At 72.2% G+C, this 15,699-nt stretch carries 19 protein-coding genes and 1 tRNA gene; 2 read left to right on the top strand and 18 right to left on the bottom strand.

What is annotated here, in order from left to right; translation table 11 throughout:
• Positions 1–108: 108 nt before the first annotated feature.
• Positions 109–1,200: an ABC transporter ATP-binding protein gene (locus OP86_RS13910; RefSeq protein ID WP_030062615.1), complete on the bottom strand. Its 1,092-nt coding sequence runs from the start codon at positions 1,198–1,200 to the stop codon at positions 109–111.
• A 281-nt stretch (positions 1,201–1,481) separates the two neighbouring features.
• On the opposite strand from OP86_RS13910, the gene OP86_RS13905 reads away from it, so the two are divergent.
• Positions 1,482–1,555 (top strand) — tRNA-Thr (locus OP86_RS13905).
• 88 nt (positions 1,556–1,643) lie between these two features.
• Here OP86_RS13905 and OP86_RS13900 read toward each other — a convergent pair.
• The 17 genes from OP86_RS13900 to OP86_RS13820 all read right to left on the bottom strand — a co-directional run bounded on the left by OP86_RS13900 (position 1,644) and on the right by OP86_RS13820 (position 14,460).
• Positions 1,644–2,798 (bottom strand): site-specific integrase, encoded by a 1,155-nt coding sequence (locus tag OP86_RS13900; protein WP_030258645.1) that lies wholly within the window; start codon positions 2,796–2,798, stop codon positions 1,644–1,646.
• Positions 2,798–2,986 carry a helix-turn-helix domain-containing protein gene (locus OP86_RS13895; protein ID WP_030062618.1) on the bottom strand — a complete coding sequence of 63 codons (189 nt, stop codon included), beginning with the start codon at positions 2,984–2,986 and terminating at the stop codon, positions 2,798–2,800. The genes OP86_RS13900 and OP86_RS13895 overlap by 1 nt, the downstream gene beginning before the upstream one ends.
• Positions 2,987–3,365: 379 nt before the next feature.
• Entirely contained in the window at positions 3,366–4,928 is a 1,563-nt protein-coding gene (locus OP86_RS13890) for a YfjI family protein (RefSeq protein WP_418952625.1), read from the bottom strand.
• A gap of 70 nt (positions 4,929–4,998) precedes the next feature.
• Positions 4,999–5,934, bottom strand: a complete 936-nt coding sequence (locus OP86_RS13885) for a bifunctional DNA primase/polymerase (protein WP_030258638.1) — start codon at positions 5,932–5,934, stop codon at positions 4,999–5,001.
• Between the two features lie 170 nt (positions 5,935–6,104).
• Positions 6,105–6,722: an SAM-dependent methyltransferase gene (locus OP86_RS13880; RefSeq protein ID WP_234435010.1), complete on the bottom strand. Its 618-nt coding sequence runs from the start codon at positions 6,720–6,722 to the stop codon at positions 6,105–6,107.
• A gap of 110 nt (positions 6,723–6,832) precedes the next feature.
• On the bottom strand, positions 6,833–7,423 hold the full coding sequence (locus OP86_RS13875; protein ID WP_051830064.1) for a hypothetical protein: 591 nt from the start codon (positions 7,421–7,423) through the stop codon (positions 6,833–6,835).
• Positions 7,424–7,611: 188 nt separating this feature from the next.
• Complete coding sequence (locus tag OP86_RS13870) at positions 7,612–7,887, bottom strand: hypothetical protein (RefSeq protein WP_033331858.1); 276 nt, start codon at positions 7,885–7,887, stop codon at positions 7,612–7,614.
• 15 nt (positions 7,888–7,902) lie between these two features.
• Positions 7,903–8,346: a hypothetical protein gene (locus OP86_RS13865; RefSeq protein ID WP_030258630.1), complete on the bottom strand. Its 444-nt coding sequence runs from the start codon at positions 8,344–8,346 to the stop codon at positions 7,903–7,905.
• 32 nt (positions 8,347–8,378) lie between these two features.
• Positions 8,379–8,570 carry a hypothetical protein gene (locus OP86_RS13860; protein WP_030062344.1) on the bottom strand — a complete coding sequence of 64 codons (192 nt, stop codon included), beginning with the start codon at positions 8,568–8,570 and terminating at the stop codon, positions 8,379–8,381.
• Between the two features lie 221 nt (positions 8,571–8,791).
• Positions 8,792–10,852, bottom strand: coding sequence for a plasmid transfer protein TraB (traB, locus tag OP86_RS13855; protein WP_030258628.1), 2,061 nt, complete (start codon positions 10,850–10,852; stop codon positions 8,792–8,794).
• Positions 10,853–10,983: 131 nt separating this feature from the next.
• Positions 10,984–11,604 (bottom strand): plasmid transfer protein TraA, encoded by a 621-nt coding sequence (gene traA / locus OP86_RS33550; protein WP_051830063.1) that lies wholly within the window; start codon positions 11,602–11,604, stop codon positions 10,984–10,986.
• A 22-nt stretch (positions 11,605–11,626) separates the two neighbouring features.
• Positions 11,627–12,172 (bottom strand): hypothetical protein, encoded by a 546-nt coding sequence (locus OP86_RS13845; protein WP_030062347.1) that lies wholly within the window; start codon positions 12,170–12,172, stop codon positions 11,627–11,629.
• 19 nt (positions 12,173–12,191) lie between these two features.
• Positions 12,192–12,434 (bottom strand): hypothetical protein, encoded by a 243-nt coding sequence (locus OP86_RS13840; RefSeq protein ID WP_030062348.1) that lies wholly within the window; start codon positions 12,432–12,434, stop codon positions 12,192–12,194.
• A 16-nt stretch (positions 12,435–12,450) separates the two neighbouring features.
• Positions 12,451–12,807 carry an RRQRL motif-containing zinc-binding protein gene (locus tag OP86_RS13835; protein WP_030258621.1) on the bottom strand — a complete coding sequence of 119 codons (357 nt, stop codon included), beginning with the start codon at positions 12,805–12,807 and terminating at the stop codon, positions 12,451–12,453.
• Positions 12,804–13,805, bottom strand: coding sequence for a hypothetical protein (locus OP86_RS38030; protein WP_234435007.1), 1,002 nt, complete (start codon positions 13,803–13,805; stop codon positions 12,804–12,806). The genes OP86_RS13835 and OP86_RS38030 overlap by 4 nt, the downstream gene beginning before the upstream one ends.
• 32 nt (positions 13,806–13,837) lie before the next feature.
• Positions 13,838–14,212 (bottom strand): WhiB family transcriptional regulator, encoded by a 375-nt coding sequence (locus OP86_RS13825; protein WP_051830062.1) that lies wholly within the window; start codon positions 14,210–14,212, stop codon positions 13,838–13,840.
• A complete protein-coding gene (locus OP86_RS13820; RefSeq protein ID WP_051830061.1) occupies positions 14,212–14,460 on the bottom strand; it encodes a hypothetical protein in 249 nt (82 codons plus the stop codon). The genes OP86_RS13825 and OP86_RS13820 overlap by 1 nt, the downstream gene beginning before the upstream one ends.
• A gap of 449 nt (positions 14,461–14,909) precedes the next feature.
• Here OP86_RS13820 and OP86_RS13815 point away from each other — a divergent pair, with 449 nt between their 5' ends.
• Complete coding sequence (locus OP86_RS13815; protein ID WP_030062353.1) at positions 14,910–15,698, top strand: GntR family transcriptional regulator; 789 nt, start codon at positions 14,910–14,912, stop codon at positions 15,696–15,698.
• The last annotated feature ends 1 nt before the right edge of the window (position 15,699 follow it).

The raw sequence follows: 15,699 nt of genomic DNA, 5'->3' as shown, positions 1-15,699 counted from the left end.
CGTCCCTGCACCGTGTTGACGCGGGGGTGTACGGACGGAGCCCGCCGGACCTGGAGGAGGTCCGACGGGCTCCGTCGTGGCTCGTTCGCCGGGGTGCCGGCGGTCGCGTCAGCTGCTCAGGCGGGCGCCGGTGCTGGTGGAGAACACGTGGGTCTCGTTGGCGATCGGCACGACGTGGATCGTCTCGCCGCGGGCCGGGATCTGACGGCCGGGCACGCGGACGACCAGGTCCCGGTCCTCGCCGCCGATCTGGGTGGTGCCGTACACGAAGCCGTCCGAGCCGAGCTCCTCGACCACGTTCACGGTCACCGCGACGCCCTCGATGCCGCCGGAGGCGACGATCTCGAAGTGCTCGGGGCGGACGCCGACGGTCACCGACTTGTCGGTGCCGGCGCCGGCCAGGTCCTCGCGGGAGATGTTGACGACCGAGCCGCCGAACTTCACGCCGCCGTCCACCAACGGCACCTCGACCAGGTTCATCGCGGGCGAGCCGATGAAGCCGGCCACGAAGAGGTTGGCGGGCTTGTCGTACATGTTGCGCGGGGTGTCGACCTGCTGCAGCAGACCGTCCTTGAGCACCGCGACCCGGTCGCCCATGGTGAGCGCCTCGGTCTGGTCGTGGGTGACGTACACCGTGGTGATGCCCAGGCGGCGCTGCAGGCCGGCGATCTGGGTACGGGTCGAGACGCGGAGCTTGGCGTCCAGGTTCGACAGCGGCTCGTCCATCAGGAAGACCTGCGGCTGCCGGACGATCGCGCGGCCCATCGCGACGCGCTGGCGCTGACCGCCGGAGAGCGCCTTCGGCTTGCGGTCCAGGTAGTCGGTGAGGTCGAGGATCTTCGCCGCCTCCTCGACCTTGGTGCGGATCTCCGCCTTGTTCACGCCGGCGATCTTGAGCGCGAAGCCCATGTTCTCGGCGACGGTCATGTGCGGGTAGAGCGCGTAGTTCTGGAACACCATGGCGATGTCCCGGTCCTTCGGCGGCAGGTGGGTGACGTCCCGGTCACCGATCCGGATCGCGCCGGTGTTGACGTCCTCCAGACCGGCCAGCATGCGCAGGCTGGTCGACTTGCCGCAGCCCGAGGGGCCGACCAGCACGAGGAACTCGCCGTCCGCGATCTCCAGGTCCAGGGCGTCCACCGAGGGCTTGTCCGCCCCCGGGTAGATGCGCGTCGCCTTGTCGTACGTGACAGAAGCCATGGTTGGTGCTCTCCTTCACCGGCAGGAACGTGCCGGACGATCCGAGTAAAGGGTGTCTGTTCTGCTCCGTCGGCCCGCCAGTGGTCTGAACCACTGCACAACCCGACTCCCGGCGACGCTACCCGCGCTTCCGCCGCTTGTCAGCCCCCCGGCGACCGATTTCGGCATCGGTTCCATCACGCCCACCCACCCCACCAACCCCCGGATATCCCACCACCCCGCCACCCCGGCCCGGTAGACTGCCCCCGGTGCCGCCGTGATCCGTCGCGGACGGCCACCGTGCCTCCTTAGCTCAGCTGGCCAGAGCACCGCTCTTGTAAAGCGGGGGTCGTCGGTTCGAACCCGACAGGGGGCTCCGCTTCCGGCGCAGGTCAGAGCGCCGAAGAACGCAGAACGCCCCGGGCCGTGATCGGCCCGGGGCGTTCTGACATCTCCAGATGACATCAGTCGGTCTTGCGGCGGCGCTTCAGCAGGCGGTCCATGTGCCTCATCGCCTCCCGCTGCTTCTCCTGCACCACGTGCGTGTAGACCTCCATCGTGACGGCGATCTGGCTGTGCCCGAGGATGGCCATCAGGTCCCGGGGCGCCACGCCGGCGGCGGACAGGAGCGTCGCGCAGCCGTGCCGGGTGTCGTGCAGCCGGATCGGCGGCAGGGCCTCGGCCTTGGACACTCGCGTGAACGAGCGAGTGAGGTTGCGCGGCTCGATCGGCAGACCGGTGGCCGTGGTGAAGACGGAGCCGGACTCCGGCCAGCCCTTCCCCGCCTCCAGCCGCTGGCGGCGCTGCTCGGCCTGACGGAGTCGCTGCCAGCGAAGGGGAGCGATGCACATCATCGGCAGCGGGATGACCCGCTGGCGACGCGACTTCGGGCTGTCCTCGTACAACTCGCCGTCCCTGCGCTGGAGTTGGCGCCGGACGGTCAGCGTGCGGTTCTCCAGGTCGATGTCGGACCAGTGCAGCCCGAGGATTTCCCCGCGCCGCAGGCCGAGCGCCACGGCGAGGACGAACGCGGCGTACAGCGGGTCGCGCCGGGCTCCCTCCAGGAAGACCAGGGTGTCATCGAGACTCCAGGGCTTGGTCACTCGGTACTCCACTCGGGGCGCTTGAACGAGCTTGGCGACGTTGCGGGTGATCAGTTCGTCCCGCACGGCGGCGGACAGGGCCGTGCGGAGCACGAGGTGCGACTCCTTGGCGGTGGCCGCCGACACCTTCTTGGTCACGGTGCTGATGAGCCGGCGGACATCGGCGGTGCCGAGCTTCTCCAGACTCTTCGAGCCGAGCGCCGGTACGAGGTGGAGCCGGATGTGCATCTCGTACTTGTCGTAGGTCGTCCGCTTGCGGTGCGGCGCGATGAAGTGCTCCAGCCAGTACGGCAGCCACTCGGCGAGCTTGGCCGACCGGGTGGGCGTCGGGACGCCCTGCCGGTCACGCCGGACGAGTTCCTGGCGCTTCTCGTCGCACTCCGTCCAGGTCTTGCCATAGACGAACTTGCGGGCCCGGGTGCCGTCGGGCTGGGGAACGTAGACGGCGGCCTGGTAGCGGCCGTCCTTGCGGAGGGTTACGGTGCCAGCGCCGTTGGGGTTCCGCTTCTTCGCCATCAGGCGTTCTCCTCTTTTTTGGCGCGCAGGTAGTCGTGCAGGGCGGTGACGGGGATGCGGCGGAGACTGCCTTCCGTGAAGCTGTCGAGCTTCTTGGTGCGGATGAGGTCGTAGACCTTGCTGCGGCTCATGCGCAGGGCCGCCATGACTTCGGGGACATCCAGGACGAGCGGCGGGATCGTGGTCACTGCGGCTACTCCTTGGCGGAGGGGGCGGGGTGACGAGGTGCAGGCGGTCCGCGTTGTGGCGGGCGGGCCGGGGTGCGGGGTGCCACAGAAACCACGGAATACACAAAAACCCTCTCTGTAGCGTCTGACCTGCGGTGATGGGCTCGGGCGCGGTTCTCCACAGAAGTCCGCACTTATTCCGCAGAAATGGCCGGACGCGCCTCGGGCCGTCGCCGACGCTGTGTCGGCGACGGCCCGAGGGATGGGGCGTCCTGGGTTTTTGTGGAATTCCGAGCGACTTGTGTGGCGCGTGAGCGTGCTGGGCGTCGGTGCTGGTCGGGGCGGGTGCCGGTGGGTTTCGTGGATTTTGTGGATTCTGCGGGCGGCCTTGTGCGGTGGATCAGTTGGGGTGGAGCTGCGGGTGGGTGGCGTACCGGGGTGCGGGCGGGCGGCCCCGGGTGCCGGGTTCGCGCGGTGGGGCGGGTTCGTGGCGGAGCCAGCCGTGTTCTTCGAGCAGGCCGAGGGCGGTCTCCAGGACGGTGACGGTGGGGAACTCGGCGCGGGAGAGCTTGGCCATGAGGTCGCGCCGGGAGAACGAGGGGGCGGGGTAGGCGGTGAGGTGCTTGAGGACGGTGCGGGCGCCGGCGAGGGCCTTGTCCGCGCCCATGGCCTCGAAGACGTTCAGCGCGTGGACGGTGAAGTACTCGCCGAGGCGGATCGCGCGCTCGACGGTGTCGGCGGTGATGGGGTGCTTGTAGGCGTCGCCCCCGTGCTCGGCGAGGTGGAGCAGGCCGGCGATGCGCACGGTGGCGCCGACGAGCTTGCCGGCCCACTCACTGATGTGGCCGAGGGCACCGCGCGGGTCGAGACGGGGTTCGATGCGGTCCTGGAAGGCGACGAGCGCGGCCCCGGCCTCGGGGGTGGTGGTGAGGACGGCCGGGTCGGTCCAGTCCGCCATCGCGAGGGTGAGCGCGGCCACGCGCTTCTCGTACTCGTCCGTGACCTCGTCGGGGATCAGATCGGGCAGGGTCTTGCGACGGCCGACCAGGGACTCGGGCATGGAGTACAGGAAGCGGGCGAGCAAGCCGCGGCCGTCGAACTGGCGGTTGCGGCCGATGTCCTCCAGCACGCAGGGCTGCACGGCGAGGGCCATGGTCAGGGCCGGGTTGTCGATGTACTGCTTGTCGCGGGACTGCCGGTTGACCTTGAGCAGGTCACCGGCGTGGCCCTTGAGGAACACCTCCATGTCGGCGGTGCCGCCGGAGTAGCGGCCGGCGATGGTGTCGAAGATGCCGCCCTCGGCGGACATGACGGCCAGGCGCCCGCCCTGCTCGGCGAGGAGGCTGGTGATGGCGGCGGGGGTGCCGTCGTCGGCGATGAGCTGCGGTTCGGCCGGGACGGTGATCTCCGACGCGGTGTGAGCCAGGTCGATCGCAAGGCGGTTCAGCTCCTCACGCTCGTCCTCGCTCGCGGTGGCGGCCTTGGCGGCGGCCTTATCGGCGGCGGCGCGGGCGAGGCTGGCAGTGGTGTTGGCCTCCACGATCGCGCTCGCGCTCTGCTCGACCAGGGCCCGTTCCACCTTCACGAGCGGGCGGGTCATGGCCGCGAAGACAGCGCTCTTGCGGTTGGCCGGGGGCAGGGCGACGACGACGTAGAGGTTCACCGGCTCGCGCCAGCGTCCGCGCACGACCACCACGGCCCGGCCTCCGCCGGCGGCGGCCAGCACCGCCAGCGCCAAGCTTCCGGCGAGGTCGGCCGGGGTCTGCGTCTCCTCGGCCACGGCGTCGACCATCGCGCCGAGCCACCTGGGCAGGGCGTCGGAGGGGAACGCAGGCAGGGTGCGGGCCTCGCCGAGGGGAATCGGCTCCTCCCACCCGGGCGGGCCGGGGTCAACCGAGGGCGGGGCGGTGTCCTCCCAGCCTTCGGTGAACAGCGACTCGGACGGCGTGGTGGGGGCGTTCACTCGGCCCACCGCCTCGGGCGATGCCCCGAGGAGAAGCGCTTCTCCTTGGCGCAGGACGGGTGACGGTTGCTCATGCGGCCCGCCCCACCGTGCCGGCGCCCCGGGCGAGGCCGTTGGCGATCGTGCGCCTGCACTCCGCCTCGCCGAGACCGGCCTCCAGGCCCGCGCTCAGGAGGGCGTCGGTGGCGTCCGCCTCGGGCAGCGCGCCGGAGCCGACGAGGCGGCCGAGGGCGGCGGCGGAGGCGAACAGCTGGTCGTTGCGCCCGCCCTCGCGCATCTCCCGGACCTTAGCCGTCTCCCTCGCCACGGCGGTGTCCACGTACGGGCCGAGGCGCCCGATCCGGGCCCGCACCGCCGCCGAGTCCACCACGACCGCCGGGGCGGGCTTGGGGGTGAGCAGGCCGAGCAGCCATTCGGGGAGCGGGACCGGGTCGGCGCCGTTGACGACGGTGTAGGGGCGGTGGTTGACGGTGCTGCCGGGGGCGACGACGTAGCCGCCGTGCGCCCGGGTGTCGACCTTCCAGCCGAGCCCGTTGCCCTTCTCCCCGCAGGTGTTGCGCAGGACCACGCCCGCCGGGGCGGCGAAGTACAGGTGGGCGCCGCCCCGGCCGGTACGGACCTCGTACGTCTGCGGCCACGCCTGATCGTGCTGCTCGCACAGCGCGGCGAACACGTCCCGGCCGTCCGTGATGCCCTGCTCGGCCCACCGGGCGGGCGGGGTGTCGCGGCGGTGCTTGGGCATGTCCAGGTCGACCACCACCAGGCCGGACGGCCCGCAGGCCAGGCCGACGTTGTACGGGGCCACCTGCCACGCGCGGCGGATCACCTCGGGGTCGGTGGTGGCCCGGTGCTCCCACCCGAGGTGCCCGCCCTCACACGGCCCGGTGCCGGGGCAGTCCTCCTTGCTGTGCAGCGCCGGGTACTTCGAGTCGGGGGCCAGCGGGAACACCCGCCGTCCCCGTTCGGCCGCCGCGAGCGCGGCCACCATCTGCAGGTTGCTGTTCATCGGGTCCTTCCAGTTCGGCGGCGTGCTGCTCGGCGCAGACCTTGTGCGAGGGCCTGCGCTGCTCGTCGCGAAGCGGGGTGGGGCGACGGCACCAGCGGCAGGGGCGCGGGCCGGTGCGGTCGAAGTGGGAGGCGTCGCGCCAGTCCAGAGCGGCGGACACGGCGGGCGTCCTAGGCGGCCCGAGCGGCGGACCCGCCGCCGAGCTGGGCGGCGGCCTGTCGGCCGATCAGCGCGGTGTAGGCCGGGGGGATGGCCTCGCGCAGGCCATCGCGGGTGGCCCAGGGCATGCCCATCACGGCCTCGCTGCGGGCGAGGGGGACGTTGGAGAAGTTGCCGACGACGTGCATGAACTCGCCTTCGGCGACGGGGCGGCCCATCTTCGCGTTCGGCGCGGTGTGCTCCGGGTGCGGCGGCGGGGCGACGGTGAGTCCGCCGCCGGGCTCGAAGAGGCGGTGCCGGTAGGTGCGCAGGCCGAACGCGGCGCCGCACAGCATCACGGGGTCGCGCAGGTCGTCCCGGGCCTCCATGACGTTCTCGATCACCCACGGCCGTCCGGTGGACTCCAGGGCGGCGCGGGTAGGGGCGATGAGCCGGGGGTGTGCCCGCTTGTTGATCTTCCAGGTCAGGGACTGCGCCTGGCACGGCGGGGAGGCGTGGACGAAGCCGAATCGGTGGCCGTGCTCGGCGATGAACTGCACGGCGTCGGCATGGACGAACGTGAAGGGGTAGCGCGGCTGGTTGTCGAGGTCGACGCCGAGCACGTCATATCCGGCGAGGTAGTAGCCCATGCCCGCGCCGCCCTGGCAGCAGTAGGCGTCCAGGACGGTCAGGCCGTTCCACGGTCGCGCGGGCAGCCACTCGGCCGCCGGGCGGGCGGCGAGGGCGAGGTTCGGGGTGGTCATCGGGCGCCGCCGAGCAGGTCGGCGACGAGCGGGGCGAGGTGCTGGTTGGCGTGCTCGGCGAGGGCGGCGACGACCGTCTTCGCCTCGTCGGTGAGGGTGCGGCCGGGTCGGGCCGTGGTGGGGGTGATGAGGATGCTGTCCGGGATCGGGAGGAGCACGGTCGCGGTGACCAGGACGGCGGGGCGGTCGGTGCGCTCCGGGCTGACCAGCACGGGCCACGGCTCGTTCGAGCGGGTCCACGGGGCGCGCTCCCAGTCGAGCGGCCGGCTGGCGGGGCGGTGGGTGAGCTGGCTGTGCCGCAGGCCGACCTTCGCGCAGAACTGGGCGCCGCCGTCGTGGTCGGCGTACACCTCGACCCGGTCGAGGTCCGGCCGGACGACCGCGTAGCCCGGGGCCATGACGGGGCTGGTGGCGGTGCGCCACGCGGCGGCGGCGAACTCCACCGGGCGGAGCGGCTGGCCGTCCTCGTGGAAGTCGGCGGCGTGCTGGGCGATGTAGGCGCCGTAGCGGGAGTGGCCGTCGCTGGCGTTCTCCCGGTCGGCGGTGTAGTCGATGATGACGAGCGTGGAGTGGTCGAACTGGGGCATGCTGGTCCCATCTCGTTGAGGGATGCACAGCCCCGCACCAGCCGGTTCTCTGCCAAGAAAAGGCGGCTGGTGTGGGGCTTCGTGCGCGCGGCAGCGGGTCTGCCGGGCCCCCGCACCGTCCGGGCCCCAGCCGCTGGCTGCGGCGGTGGTCCGGGCGGCACGGCCGGTCGGGCAGGCGCTCGGTGCGGCTAGAACGGCGGCTCGGCGGAGTAGACGGGTTCGGTCCAGCCGAGCCAGCGGCGGGCGAGCCAGCGCGGGACGGGCAGCAGGCGGCGGATGCGCCACGGGTCCCAGCAGGTGCAGTGGACGGTCTCGGTGCCGGCGTACTCGCCGGTGTCGTAGTCGCCGTAGTCCTCGGTCCAGCCGCCGATGCCCTCGCAGGCGGAGCACTTGGGGTTGGGGGTATCGGTCAGCTCAATCACGGGGCGCGGCGACTCGGCGTACTGCAGACGCAGACGGGCCATGCGGGTTCCTCCAGGTCAGCGGTTGCGGTTGGTGACGTTGACGCTCACGTTCACGGCGCCCTGCCCGCCCCGGCTCCCGCCGCCCCCGCTGTTCTTGAGCAGGTAGAGGACCCCGAGCGCGCCGACGAGCAGGCCGAGGCCGGTGGTGGCGGCGGCGAGGGTCTGCAGCAGGAAGCCCAGGCCGAGGCCCCCAGCGCCGATGCCGACGCCGCCGGCGAGCAGGCGGGCGGGCCACGGGTCCCTCGCCGGGGTCGTGATCGGGACCGGCACGGGGGCGGTGGTGTGCGGGGCGGGCAGGTAGGCGGGCCCGGGGTGGTGGATCGGGGCGGGGAGCGGTGCGGTCGGGTGGTAGAGGGCGAGGGGCGCCGGGGCGGGCTGGGTGGCGTAGTAGGGGGTGCCGTCCTGGGTGTAGAGCACCGGGGCGGCGAACGGCGGCTGCGGGTTGGCGGTGTGGTCCACGGTGCTTCTCCTGTCGGCGGGCTGGCGGTGGGTCAGTGGATGGTGGAGACGTAGTGGGCGAGGGCGCCGAGGGCGCTGTTGACGGGTCCGGCGAGGCCGGTGCCGGCGACGGTAAAGCCGGACAGCCAGATGAGGACAGCGCTGCCGGCGCTGACGCGCTGGGAGCGGACGAGGACGACGGTGATGATCGCGAACAGCAGGGCGGAGGAGACGGAGACGATCACGGGGGAGGGTCCTTCCGTGCGCCTCGGAAACGGTTCCGGGGCGCGGTCGAGCGGTGGGAGGCGGGGTGTCAGGCCGGGCGCGGGAGGGGCGTCAGAAGCGTCAGGACGGGGCGTCAGACGCGTCAGACACCCCTCGCGCGCACGCGTTACCCGGGGAAATCGGCCCGTTCGGCGTCAGGGCCGTCTGACGCGTCAGACGCGTCAGGACCGTCACGAGCGGGTCAGGCGGCGGCCGACTGGAACGGGATGATCTCGTAGCGGCCGACCTCGTCGGTCTCCCGCAGGCGGCCCGCGTCGACCATCTCGGAGACCTGTCCGGACACCCAGCTACGGCCCCGGTTGAAGCGGTCGCAGTACTCCATAAAGTCCGCAGGGCCGACCTCGGTGCGGCCCTCGGACTCGAACTCGGCCAGCAGCTCGAACATGATCTTCTTGGCCTCGGCCTTGCCGACCCGGGTGCGCGGCGGGATCTCCGGCGGGGCGATCTCCACCACGTGCTCGACGGGCGGGAGTTCGGCGTCCGGGTCGATCCCGTCGTCCTCGTCGCCGGTGTCGTCAGGGTCGAGGTCGTAGTCGTAGGGCATGGGGGTGTTCTCCTCCTGCTCGTAGATCCCGCCGTCCTCGCCGTCCTCGGCGCCCGGCAGGGCGGGGAGGGGGTAGCGGGTGCGCTGGGTGAAGGCGTTCCCGGCGGCCTTGGCGGCGGCTGCGGCGGTGACCGGGTCGCACTCGGCGCGCAGGTGGGCGAACTCGGCGACGTTGCGCGTGATGGAGTCGACCGGGGTCAGGTAGGCGCGGCCCGGGGTGGCCCAGAACGTCTCCGGGATGCCGTTGGCGGTCAGGTAGCAGTACCCGGGCTTCTTGTCCCTCCACGCCTGCGGCGAGGCGCCGGCGTCCAGGGCCTCGTCGGACAGCGCGAACTGCGCGTCCTTGTCGTCCCGCAGCCCGAACACCCAGGACGAGCCGAGGGAAGCACGGGTGTCGGTGCTCATCTGGGTGTGGGAGGCGCGCTGGAGAGAGATGACGATGCTGATACCGGCGGAGCGTGCTTCCTGGGCGGGGCCGGTGAAGGCGTCCTCGTCGATCTCCCGCAGGGACTTGGCCGCTTCCTCGAACCAGGCGAGCAGGTACGGCATGCCGGGCGAGCCGTCTGCCTGCGTCTCAGCGCAGGCGGGTTCCCACTGCTTGTAGCCGTACTTGGCCAGCCACGCGGTGCGGGCCGGGATCACGGCCTTGAGCGCGTTGACCATGGCCTTGGTCGACTTGATGTCGAGCGCGGCCCAGTCGATCGCGGGCAGCAGCGGGCCGAGGGTCTGCTCGGCCTTGGCCGGGTCGGACGCCCACACGATCACGTCGCGTCGGGTGATGACCTCGGTCAGCGCGGTGATGCCGCCCTCGGACTTTCCGGAGCCGGTCATCCCCATGATCAGCAGGTGCATGGCGTTGCGGCCGGCCTCGGGGTCGCCGGGGAAGAACATCGCCATGTGGGCGCCGTCCTCGTAGATCCCGGTGTGGACGGGGTCGGCGATGGAGCCGCCCGGGTACGACGGGCCCGGGTAGACGGCGCCGGCCTTGAGCAGGTCGTGCGGTACTACGGTCAGCGCGACGCGGGAGGAGTCGTCCGGGTTTGGGAGCGTGCGGACCGCGTTCTTGGCGACCCGCAGCGCGCCGGCGAGCTTGGGAAGGGCCTTGGACACGTCGTCCGGGGTCAACTCGCCGCCGGGAAGCTGGAGTTCGAACTCGGCCTTGTTGGGCTGGACCTTCGCGGAGGTAACCAGGGTCTTGGCGAGCCCGACCTTCTCCAACAGCCCCTTGTCGCCCTCGTTCGGCGCGCCCTCGGGGTTGACCCGCAGCAGTTGGCGGATGTTCCACGTCGCCGCGAGCGCCGATCCCCCTATCAGGTAGAGGCTGGGCAGCGGGCCGGAGATGGGTCCGGCGAGGGCGGCGGCCGTGAACCACGACGTACCGGCGGCGACGGTGATGGCGGAGTGCAGGCGGCGCTGCTGGCTGGTCGGGCGGCCCGCCCACCAGGTGGCGGCCGTGAGGCCGAGGGAGGCGAGGGTCAGCCCGACCGCGCCGGCCGCCGACTCGCCCCACATGGCGTTCGCGGGCAGCGACAGGATGCCGGTGCCGCCCGCGACGATCCACGGCGGCAGGTAGGGCTTCACGCGGTGGAGCAAGTACTCGCCGACACCGCCGGCGTGCTGGTTGGGGTCGAGATGCAGATACCCGACCTGCTGGCCGGTGTCGAGCTGGGCGATGGTCTGGGGCTGGCGGCGAGCCACGGGCGGCCTCCCTGGGCTGCGGGGCGTGGGGTGGAGGGCCCCGGCCCGGGGCAGCGCGCGGCACAGCTCACCCGACCGGCTGGGGGTGGGGGCGGTGCGCGCCCTGCCCCGGCCCGGGGATCAGAGCGGGATCAGCCGCCGAAGTCGAACTTGCGGCGGGGCGCGCGGGGCTGGGCCACGCGGGAGATCTCGGGGTCGTACTCGCGCTGGAACGCGGCGTAGGTGCGGGCGATCTCGGCGGCGCACTCCTTCGCGTCGTCGGCGGCCTTCTTCAGGTGCTTGGCCACACGCCGGGCGCGGGCCAGCGAGCCGAACGGGCGGCCCTCGGCGTCGGGGACCTCCTTGAGCACGGCGTTCAGCAACTCGTAGGCCATGGCCAGGTCGAACGAGACCCGGGACATCGCGGAGCGGCCCTGCTCGCAGTAGTTCCGCACGTCCTGGTTGGTGAAGAACTCCGGGTCGCCGAGCGGGGAGTAGGCGTTGCCGCCGCCCGCGCCCCGGCCGCCGCCGGACGGCTGGCCGATCCCGCCCGCCGCCGGGCCCGGGCCGCTGGGGCCCCGGCCGCCGGCGTACCCGCCACCGCCACTGGCGGTGTTGCGGGTGTAGTTGAAGTGGTAGCTCGGGCCGACGCGGGTGCGGGAGTTGCCGCCGTTCGGGGGCGGGGTCCTACCGGGACCGGCGGCGCCGGGGTGCGGGGTGCCGGAGCGGCGCGGGGGCGGGAACGGGCTGCCGGGGTTGGGAGGGGTGCTCATCTGTGCTGCCTCCAAGGGGAGTTCAGACCTGCGGGGTGTCGATCGGGGTGGTGGCGACCTTGCGACGGCGCTGCCACCAGAGCGTCTGCGCGGTGGCGGTCCCGGCCAGCCACGCGACGGCGAGCAGGCCGTTCACGGGGCCGAACCAGATCGCGAGCGCCGACCAACCGAGGCCGGCCGACATGGCGGCGACGGCCCGGGCGTGGGCGCGGGCCTTGCGCCGTACAGCCGAGCGCGAGTGACGGCGCAGGATCAGCGCCCACCCGGCGGGCAGCAGCACCGCCGGGACGGCGAGGGCCAGCGCGATGGCCGGGGCGGCGGACAGTACGCCCGCCGCCGCGAAGACGCCGATCCCGGCCCAGGTCGGCGCCCACGCGACCCGCCGACGCCACATGGCGCGGGCGATCGCGAGCGCCAACCGCCCGCTCAGGGAGCGCTGTTGCGGGACGACCAGCACGACCGGGGCGGTACCCCGGCCGAGGTCGACCACGTGCGCGGACGGTGCTCCCCGCCGCCCACGGCCGCGCTGTGCCGGTATCTGGATCTTGGTGGTGCGGATGCGACCCATGACGAACCTCCGGGGCAGGTCAGAGCCGGTAGGGCTCCAGCGAGAAGAACAGGACGTTGCCGCGCGCGAGCTCGGGCCTCTGCTGCGTCAGCCAGTCCCGGATGTCCAGGTAGGCGCGCTCGCGGGTGCCGCCGGACGCGACGGTCAGGGTGCCGTTGTGGGTCACGACGGCGTAGCCGTTGTGCACCGGGTACTGGAGGGTGATCAGCCACGCGTGGGTGGGCTCGGCGGCCCGGGCCACGGTGGCGGTGGTGTCCGACACGAGGTCTCCGTTCGGGTCAGTTGGCGCAGGTCAGGCAGGTGTCGAGGTGCGCGGGGAGCACGTAGCCGGCGTCCTGCCCGCAGGCGGGGCAGGTGCGGCGGGCGGCGTTGGCCTTGGCGAGGGCGGCGGTCCGCGCGGGGGTCATCGGCCTCACGGGCTTGGCCAACGCGAGGCGGTAGAGGTAGGCGGGGCGGGTGCCGCCGTAGCGGGAGCGCCACATGATCTGTGCGGCGACGTCCTGTCCGCCGGGGCGCAGGCCCTTGGCGCGGAGCTGCCGGCGGGTGAAGTAGCCCGCCGGGGCCATGCGCCACGGGTAGGTGGGGGTGCCGCCGTGGCGGGCGCCCTCGGGGTCCCAGTGGCGGGGGCGGCTCATGCGGCCACCGCCTCGGCGCCGCCGTCGTGCTGCTCGTTGAGCCGCTTGTAGACGACGTTGACGTAGGAGGCGGCGCGGGTGGAGCGCTGGGCGGCCTGGCGCTGCGAGACGCCGTCGCGCCAGCACTGTTCGATCACGCGGGCGGCCTCGGCCTCGTCCAGCCGGATGGGGGCCGGGGCGGTGTTCACCCCGTCGGCGGGGGTGTTCACCTCGTCCTCGGCGGTGAACGCCTCGGGCTCCGAGGTGTTCACCACGTCCGGTCCCTCCGGGTACACCGGGCCGTCGATCACGTCGTCGGCGCCCTCCGGAACCGGGTCGGTGATCGGTTCGGCGGTGTCGGTCGAGGCAGGGTGAACGGGGGTGAGCGCCGGGTGAACGGGCTCGGTGTTCACCGTCTGCGCCGGACCCGCCGGAAGTGCCTCCCGGGCCTCGATTCCGGGGACGGGCGGCAGGGTTGCGGTGGGCTGCGGGGCGGGGGTGAACGGTGCCTGCGGAAGGGTGAACAGCGGGGTGTTCACCACCTGCCGGGCGGCCTGCGGGATCGTCGCAGGGCGGGTGCGGAGCGGCGGTTGGGGCCGCTTCGCGAGGCGAGCCAGGGCCCTGCGGTAGGCGGGTCCGGCCTCGGCGACGAGCAGAAGCAGAAGCGGCGGGATCAGGTGGATCACGACCCCGACCAGGTCCTTTGCCAGCGCGGCGGCGCCGATGTTGAGCCACACGGTTGCCAGTCCGGTGACCCACCGGAAGAGGGCCGGCCAGCGTCCGGCGCTCACCCCGAAGCGGGCCAGCGTGCTGTCCGCCTGGAGGCTCAGGATGAAGCAGCCGTCACCGGCGACCGCCATCACGGGGCCGGTGCCGTAGCCCGGCGAGTGGGCGTCGATGAACGGGGCGGCGGTGGACATGCTCACCGCGACCACCGCCCCCGTCAGGACCCACGTGCCGGTGCTGATCACGAGCGACGTACGGCGGATCTGGGCCGGGGTGGGCACCTCGGTGAGCACAGGGTGAACACCCCCGCCGGGGCGGTGAACGTTCACCCGGCACCCCCAGCGTTCACCCGGGCCCGGTCGCGGGCCGCCCGCCGCAGCAGGCTGTTGCGCTCGCGCTCGTTCAGGCCGCCGAAGATGCCGTGCGGCTCCTTGCGCTCCAGCGCGTCGGCCAGGCACATCGACTTCACCGGGCAGCCGGCGCACATCATCTTGGCGCGGCGCTCGGCCCACTCGGCGGTCTCGGGCCCCATCTCCTCGGGGTCCGGGTAGAACAGGTTCGTGTCGCTGCCGGTGCAGGCGGCGCCGCGCAGGTCGCCGTCTCCGTCCGGGCGGTACTCGGCGAGCACGGTGGCCGCCGGGCGGGCGGTGCGGTGCGGGGTGCGGGTGGCGCCGCTGATGATCGTGTGGAGCTGAATCATCAGGCCGCCGCCTTCCAGGTCCGTGCCCGGCAGCGCTCGGCGGTGTGCATCAGCGCGGACCCGAAGCCGGCCGCCGGGCCGTCCAGGTCCCGCAGGATGTCCCGCGCGGCGTCGAGCCGGACCGCCCGGTCCTCGTCGGACTCGTCCTCGCTGCCGATGAACAGCTCGACGTCGATGCCGACGCCGAGCGCCAGCTCCATGAACTCCAGGGGCGTCAACGCCTCCTGGCCTCCGACGTACAGTTTCACTGGGTTCACCTCGTCAGATGGTGGGTGAGCCCGCAGGGCCGCCGCGCGTTCCTTGGCCGGGAGCGCGGCGGCCCGACTCATGCGGGCCCAGCTACTCGTCACATCACGAGCAGCCATGACCCCCGACCCGACCGACGAGCGGGCGGATCGGGGACCAAAGACACTCGAAACGTGCGGACGTCACCCGGTCCGCGCGGGGACGGGGACGAGCCCCGTCGTGAAGCACTCTGTTGAGTTCTCAAAGGTCGAGCGCTGCCTTCGGGGGGCTGTCACCCCACCCCTCCGGGCGCGTTTGTGCAGGTCAAGCAAGCCCCAAGAGTCATGTTGAGGACTTGTCCTCAACTCCTCTTGAGGAGCTGAGATGACTATGACGGACTCTCAGGGAGTCGTCAACTCCTCTTGAGGACTTATCCTGGGCGAGTCACGCAACCAGGGATGGTGGAGCCGCCATGGCGACGAAGTACGAGCGGATCGCAGACGCCCTGCGAGAAGAGATCCGCGCAGGTCAGCTCAAGCCGGGGACGAGGTTGCCCGCTGAGACGGCTCTGGCTGAGCAGTACGACACGAGTGTTCCGACCATCAGGCAGGCCACGGGGGTCTTGGTCGCTGAGGGGCTGATCGAGAAGCAGCACGGCCGGGGCACCTTCGTCCGGAAGGCGCCGACCAGGGTCGTTCGGGACAACGCACGGCACCAATGGGAGAAGGATCGGGCGCGCGCGTCCGAGGCTGAGCGACTGACGACCGGGGCCACCGAACGGGACACGGGCCTAACCATCAACGATCTGGTCTTCGAGGCGAGTTACGAGCAGGTGCCCGCTACGGCGGAGCTTGCAGGGATGTTCGGGGTCCCCGAGGGCGCGACGCTGCTTCAGCGGACGTACCGGACGAGGTACCGGGAGGAGCGCACCCCGCTCAACCGCTCGCAGTCGTACTTGGTGCTCGACATGATCGCCAGCAACCCCGACCTCCTGCGAGAAGATCAGGAGCCGTGGCCCGGGGGGACGCAGAATCAGCTCTGGACCGTAGGTATCGAGCTGGACCGGGTCGTGGAGACCTTCCAGGCCCGGCCCCCCACGCCGGAGGAGGTCGAAGAGCTCGGCCTGCCGGCGGGCGTGTCCGTAATCATCCTGCGCAAGGTCGGCATCGACACGACTGATCGAGTGGTAGAGGTGGCCGACGTCGTTCTGCCGGGCGACCGAACGGAACTGACCTTCACGACCAAGCTGACAAGGTGGTGAG

The sequence above is a fragment of the Streptomyces novaecaesareae genome, from assembly GCF_000716875.1.
GTDB classification, from domain to species: domain Bacteria; phylum Actinomycetota; class Actinomycetes; order Streptomycetales; family Streptomycetaceae; genus Kitasatospora; species Kitasatospora novaecaesareae.
The sequence above is the reverse complement of the archived record's forward strand: the minus strand, read 5'-3'. Positions and strand labels throughout refer to the sequence as shown.

Coding starts and splice junctions, on each gene's coding strand:
- OP86_RS13910 (WP_030062615.1), bottom strand. CDS start 1,200: ATGGCTTCTGTCACGTACGACAAGGCGACGCGCATCTACCCGGGGGCG.
- OP86_RS13870 (WP_033331858.1), bottom strand. CDS start 7,887: ATGGCCCGTCTGCGTCTGCAGTACGCCGAGTCGCCGCGCCCCGTGATT.
- OP86_RS13845 (WP_030062347.1), bottom strand. CDS start 12,172: ATGGGTCGCATCCGCACCACCAAGATCCAGATACCGGCACAGCGCGGC.
- OP86_RS13880 (WP_234435010.1), bottom strand. CDS start 6,722: ATGGGCTACTACCTCGCCGGATATGACGTGCTCGGCGTCGACCTCGAC.
- OP86_RS13835 (WP_030258621.1), bottom strand. CDS start 12,807: ATGAGCCGCCCCCGCCACTGGGACCCCGAGGGCGCCCGCCACGGCGGC.
- traA (WP_051830063.1), bottom strand. CDS start 11,604: ATGAGCACCCCTCCCAACCCCGGCAGCCCGTTCCCGCCCCCGCGCCGC.
- OP86_RS13825 (WP_051830062.1), bottom strand. CDS start 14,212: ATGATTCAGCTCCACACGATCATCAGCGGCGCCACCCGCACCCCGCAC.
- OP86_RS13815 (WP_030062353.1), top strand. CDS start 14,910: ATGGCGACGAAGTACGAGCGGATCGCAGACGCCCTGCGAGAAGAGATC.
- OP86_RS13885 (WP_030258638.1), bottom strand. CDS start 5,934: ATGAACAGCAACCTGCAGATGGTGGCCGCGCTCGCGGCGGCCGAACGG.
- OP86_RS13900 (WP_030258645.1), bottom strand. CDS start 2,798: ATGGCGAAGAAGCGGAACCCCAACGGCGCTGGCACCGTAACCCTCCGC.
- OP86_RS13875 (WP_051830064.1), bottom strand. CDS start 7,423: ATGCCCCAGTTCGACCACTCCACGCTCGTCATCATCGACTACACCGCC.